Here is a 5,060-nt window from a genome sequence, read left to right as displayed (position 1 = left end):
GCGCCGCCCGGCGATCATGTCGGCGACGATGCGGCCGGTCTTGGGGCCGCTGGTAAGGCCGATGTGCTGCGCGCCGAACGCAAAGAGCACGCGAGCCTCGCGCGGCGAAGGCCCCAAAAGCGGCAGGGAATCGACCGTGGTGGGCCGGTGCCCCTCCCAGACCTGCTCGGCCTTCCAGGTGAGCCCGGGGAAGAGCTTGCGGACCCGCCTCTTCAGGAACTCGACCGGCGCCTCCGCCGGGGCCGCGCCGAAGCCGCCGTACTCCACGAGCCCGGCCAGCCGGAGCCCCTCTTCCATCGGGGTCATGGCGAACTTCCCGCTGGCCACCATGATCGGGGAGCGGGGCGTCATGGAGGGATCCTCCAGCATGACGTGATAGCCGCGCTCGCTCTCCATCGCCGTTTTGTGGCCGAGGCGCTCGGCCAAACGCTTGGACCAGATACCCGCGGCGAGCACGACGCGCTCGACCCGCAGCTGCTCACCGCCCGCCTTGATCGCGATGGCGTCCACCTCCGGCTCGATGGCCTCGACCTCCGCCTTCAGGAAGCGCCCGCCCTGGTCGGTGAAATGCCGGGCCAGGGCCGCCAGATAACCGGCGGGATTGGTTATGGTCCCGTGATCCAGCAGGGCCATGGCGAAGTCCTGACCGGGCGCGATGCCGGGGGCGATGCTTTCCAGTTCCGCCCGCTCGACGGGGCGGGTCCGCAAGCCGAACTCCGCGCGCAGTCCCCAGCCGAAGGCGTCGGCCTCATAGGCCGCCCGGTCCTTGTAGAGGTAGAGGTATTCGCAATCCTTGATGAAGCGCTGGGCGGGCGTGCCCTCGGCGATGCGCCGGTGCTGATCGGGCGAGTCGAGCAGCAGATGGCCGAGGCCCTCGGCGATACGCCGCACCTCCGCCTCGCGCCCCTTGGAGAGATACCGCAGCAGCCAGGGGGCCATGCGCGGCAGTTGGCTCCAGCGCAGCGACAAGGGCGAATCCTTGGATAGAAGCATGCCGGGAACCTTGGCCCAGAGACCGGGCACCGGCACCGGCACCACCGCGCAGCGCGCCAGCATCCCGGCGTTGCCGAAGGAGGTCTGCTCGCGCGAGCCAGGGTCCACCCGGTCGATCAGCAGGACGTCGTGACCATCGCGGCGCAGCCATTCTGCCACGCAGACGCCAACGATCCCCGCGCCAACGACCGCGACCCTCAAGGGCTCCCTTTCTCCCACGATCTCCGCCTTCCCGCTTGCCTTGAACAGGGCAGACAGTCCCGCCTGCCAGCCGCTTCTGTCAAGCCCGTCGCTTGCCTGTTGCCGAGGCGCTGCGGCGGCTTTATTTAAGGGCTCTACGGAAGCCCCGCTTTCCCCTTTATATAAGGCTCACCCCGCCATGACGCTTTCCAACGGTCGCGAGTTCCTTTCCATCCCCGGCCCCACCACGGTTCCCGATCGGGTGCTGGGCGCGATGCACCAGCCGGCCATCGAGATTTACGGCGGCCGCCTGTTCGACATCACGCGCTCCTGCCTTGCCGACATGAAGAAGATCTTCAAGACCGAGGGCGAGACCTACATCTACATCTCCAACGGCCACGGCGCTTGGGAGGCGGCGGTCTCCAACACGCTGTCGCGGGGCGAGAAGGTGCTGGTGCTGGACAGCGGGCGCTTCGCGCGCGGCTGGGGCGAGATGGCCGACACCATGGGGATCGAGGTCGAGGTCCTGCCGGGCGACTGGCGCGCCGCCGTCGACCCGGCCGCCCTGGAAGCGCGCCTGAAAGCCGACAGCGCGGGCGAGATCAAAGCCGTGATGGTGGTTCAGGTGGATACCGCCTCCGGCGTCGTGAACGACATCCCGGCGCTGCGCAAGGCGATCGACGCCGCCGGGCACGGCGCGCTCTTCATGGTCGACTGCATCGCCTGTCTTGCGACCATTCCCTTCGAGATGGACGCCTGGGGCGTGGACGTGACCGTCACCGGCTCCCAGAAGGGCCTCATGTGCCCGCCGGGCCTGGGGTTCGTGGCAGCGAGCGACAAGGCCCGCGCCAAGAGCGCCACCGCGGACCTCAAGACCCGCTACTGGGACTGGTCCTTCCGCGAGGGGCCGGAGCATTACCAGAAGTATTGCGGCACCGCGCCGGTCCACATGCTCTACGGCCTGCGCGAAGCCCTGAACATGATCTTCGAGGAGGGCCTTGAGAACATCTTCGAGCGGCACCGCCTCCTGGCCGGGGCGACGCGGCGCGCGGTCGAGGTCTGGTCGGAGGGCGCGCCCTTCGAGTTCAACATCCTGGAGCCCTCCCAGCGCTCCGACGCGATCACCATGGTCCGCTGCCAGGAGAGCATGGACCCCGCCGCGCTGCTCGCCTACCTGAAGCAGCACCTGGGCGTGGTCCTGGGCATCGCCATCGGCGAGATGTCCGGCAAGGGTTTCCGGATCGCGCACATGGGCCATGTGAACGCGCCCATGATGCTGGGCACGCTCGGCGCCCTGGAGACCGCGCTGGCGGCCCTCGGCATCCCGCATGGCAAGGGCGGCGTCTCGGCCGCCGCAGCCTATCTGGGCGAGGCGCTGAAAGGGCGCTGACAAAGACTCGTGGCTTGACCCGCCCTTAGGCGCAATAACTGCGATATTTTTCAGCAGTTGAATCTATTCTTACCGAAAAGAGCGCCTTTCGATTCCAGTAATCAGCTTTGGAATTCATTACAATTTTGTTGCAAGAACAGCGAATCGGCCTCACCATTACAGAATGATGACAGCCTCCAAATATGTACTTGTCGTGCTGTTTGGTCTTACCGACGGTTCCGTTGGCTTGGTTGACACGATTGAGGCCTTCGAGAATCCGACCGACTGCGCCTCGGCGGCCATGCGCTACAACGACCGCCATGATTCGCGCTACGGCACGCACGTCTGCGTCCGTCAGACCGACCTACCCGCTTTCCGCGCCACGGTTCAGACCGCGCGACGGAACTGAGGGAAGCGTTTCTGGCTAGGACCAGTGCCCTGGACTTTCTGCGTCCGTGCCTTTTTTCGCGAGCCCTCTTTCCCGCTTGATCACATCCTCGGCGCCCTCATCAAGAGGGCGTCATGAAAGCGTCGCCGAAGCGCCCTCAGGGTGAAACCCGCCGCGCGTAAAACCTCGCGTTATAGAAGACACAAAACGCCGCCCGCGAGGAAAACGCCATGAACCGCAGAACCCGACCCTGCGAGACCGTTAAGGCCGACTGCCCGACCAACTCCGTCTGGGACGACTACGAGGCCGCGCTGGAGGCCTACGCCGTCGCCCCCACGCCGGAGACCGCGGCGCGCTTGGAGGGCCTGGCGCAGATCTATCGCCGGCGCCTGGCGGTGGAGGCCTGGCGCGCGCCGGGCTTGCGCGGCTATCCCTGGACCGGAGAGCGCGCCAAGGCCCGTTGATCGCGTCGATCGGCTTGCGCTGCCGCCGGGGACGGGATAGACCGCAGGGACGACGTTCCGTCTCCGCTCAGAGGTCATCCCTTGGACTCCGCAAAGGCCGCCCACGCAAAAGGCTTCCTGCTGACGCTGTTCGGCGTGCTGGTGCTGACGCCGGACACGCTGTTGCTGCGGCTGATCCCGGCGGACGCCTGGAGCCTGGTGGTCTGGCGCGGCGCCCTCCAGTCGAGCATGCTCTTCGCCGCTTTCTTCGCCTACCGGCGCGCCAAGGCGCTGCAGGAGATACGCGGCTTGGGCCGCCGGGGGCTTCTGGTGGCGCTGCTCTATGCGGCCAATGCGATCTCCTTCGTGGTCGCCGTGGAGCATACCTCCGTTGCCAACGTCCTGGTGATCCTGGCGGCCTCCCCTCTCTTCGCCGCTCTCATGTCGATGATCTTCCTGAAGGAGGCCGTGGCCAAGGCGACCTGGGCGGCGATCCTGGCGGGGATACTGGGCGTGGCCATCGTCATGGGGGACAGCCTGTCGGCCGGCACCGGCCCGGGCGACCTCTCGGCGCTGGTGACCGCCCTCACCCTCGCCGGCATCTTCACGGTGATCCGGGGGTCGGGCGGCCTCAACATGATTCCGGCAACGGCTCTGGGCGCGCTCATCTCGGCCAGCATCGCGCTTCCCTTCGCGGGCCTGTCGGCGGCGGCGCTGCTCTCGCCGCCGGCGGAGAGCCTCCTCTACATCCTTTTGATGGGCGCGGTGGTGATGCCGCTGTCGTTCGGCCTCATCACCCTCGGCCCCCGTCACGTGCCCGCGCCCGAGGTGGCGCTGCTGATGCTGCTGGAGACGGTGCTGGGACCTCTCTGGGTCTGGCTGGGCGTGGGCGAGGAGCCGCCGCCCGCGACCTTCCTGGGCGGCGCCATCGTGCTGGGCGCCGTGGCGCTGCACGCCGCTTGGCGGCTCAGCCGCCGCCGCGCTCCGGCCGCCCCCGCAGCCTCCTAGGATCCCAAGAGGTCGACTCGGGCCAGTCCCCCTGGCTAAGCTACCTGCAGGGAGAAAACCGAAGGAGAGGGACTTCATCATGCGTCTTGCGACCGCACTGCTGCTCAGCGGCTTTCTCGTGGGGAGCGCTGCCCCGGCCCTGGCCCAACAGGCCGCCGAAGAGGAAACGGCCGCGAAGACCGTTCTGCTCTGCGACGAAGCCGAGCGCGCAGGGATCTGGGAGGACCGTTGGGAAATCCAGGGTGAGCGGATCACCTTCATGCGCGGCGACAAGGAGGCCGGTTCGGCCATCTTCGAGCGCCTGCCCGACTATCTGCGGGCCAATCTGGAGGGCGCTGAAATCTGGCTCAACCGCTACACGCTGCGCGCCTACATCGCCGAGAAGAACGAACAGGGCCTGATGCTGAGCCGCACCCTGGACTGCCGCATCCTGGACCTGAAGCTCTAGGCCGTCTCTCCCGGCGCGAGCGTCTTGTACATGATGGTGGTGGCGTCCAGCCGGTCGGTGAAGGTATCACGGCTGAAGCCCGGTATCTGCCCGATCGGCTGATAACCAAGCCCAAGGTAGAGCGGCTCCGCCGCATCGCCGGAGCGCGTGTCGAGCGTCAGGAGATGGCGCCCGCGCCCTGCCGCGAAGACTTCCAGGGCGAGCATGAGCGCGCGCCCAATACCCCGCCGC

The 5,060-nt window shown here is 67.4% G+C and carries 7 protein-coding genes; 5 read left to right on the top strand and 2 right to left on the bottom strand.

The window, feature by feature from the left end:
* The coding region (locus P8X75_14440; GenBank protein MEJ1996381.1) for an FAD-dependent oxidoreductase at positions 1–1,194 on the bottom strand (1,194 nt) is incomplete at its 3' end.
* Between the two features lie 178 nt (positions 1,195–1,372).
* Between P8X75_14440 and P8X75_14435 the strand changes: the two genes are divergently transcribed.
* The 5 genes from P8X75_14435 to P8X75_14415 all read left to right on the top strand — a co-directional run bounded on the left by P8X75_14435 (position 1,373) and on the right by P8X75_14415 (position 4,829).
* Positions 1,373–2,563 (top strand): aminotransferase class V-fold PLP-dependent enzyme, encoded by a 1,191-nt coding sequence (locus tag P8X75_14435; GenBank protein ID MEJ1996380.1) that lies wholly within the window; start codon positions 1,373–1,375, stop codon positions 2,561–2,563.
* A 226-nt stretch (positions 2,564–2,789) separates the two neighbouring features.
* Positions 2,790–2,951, top strand: a complete 162-nt coding sequence (locus tag P8X75_14430; GenBank protein MEJ1996379.1) for a hypothetical protein — start codon at positions 2,790–2,792, stop codon at positions 2,949–2,951.
* A 209-nt stretch (positions 2,952–3,160) separates the two neighbouring features.
* Positions 3,161–3,394, top strand: coding sequence for a hypothetical protein (locus tag P8X75_14425; protein ID MEJ1996378.1), 234 nt, complete (start codon positions 3,161–3,163; stop codon positions 3,392–3,394).
* Positions 3,395–3,475: 81 nt separating this feature from the next.
* Complete coding sequence (locus P8X75_14420) at positions 3,476–4,381, top strand: DMT family transporter (protein ID MEJ1996377.1); 906 nt, start codon at positions 3,476–3,478, stop codon at positions 4,379–4,381.
* Positions 4,382–4,460: 79 nt separating this feature from the next.
* A complete protein-coding gene (locus P8X75_14415; protein MEJ1996376.1) occupies positions 4,461–4,829 on the top strand; it encodes a hypothetical protein in 369 nt (122 codons plus the stop codon).
* Here P8X75_14415 and P8X75_14410 read toward each other — a convergent pair.
* Positions 4,826–5,060: GNAT family N-acetyltransferase (locus P8X75_14410; GenBank protein MEJ1996375.1), on the bottom strand; the 235-nt coding region annotated here is incomplete at its 5' end. The two genes, P8X75_14415 and P8X75_14410, sit on opposite strands and share 4 nt — an antisense overlap.

The sequence above is a fragment of the Limibacillus sp. genome, assembly GCA_037379885.1.
In the GTDB taxonomy this organism is placed as follows: Bacteria; Pseudomonadota; Alphaproteobacteria; order Kiloniellales; family CECT-8803; genus JARRJC01.
The sequence above is the reverse complement of the archived record's forward strand: the minus strand, read 5'-3'. Positions and strand labels throughout refer to the sequence as shown.

Bases quoted from the DNA above. Each gene is read 5' to 3' on its own strand.
- P8X75_14435 (MEJ1996380.1), top strand. From the start codon at position 1,373: ATGACGCTTTCCAACGGTCGCGAGTTCCTTTCCATCCCCGGCCCCACC.
- P8X75_14425 (MEJ1996378.1), top strand. From the start codon at position 3,161: ATGAACCGCAGAACCCGACCCTGCGAGACCGTTAAGGCCGACTGCCCG.
- P8X75_14415 (MEJ1996376.1), top strand. From the start codon at position 4,461: ATGCGTCTTGCGACCGCACTGCTGCTCAGCGGCTTTCTCGTGGGGAGC.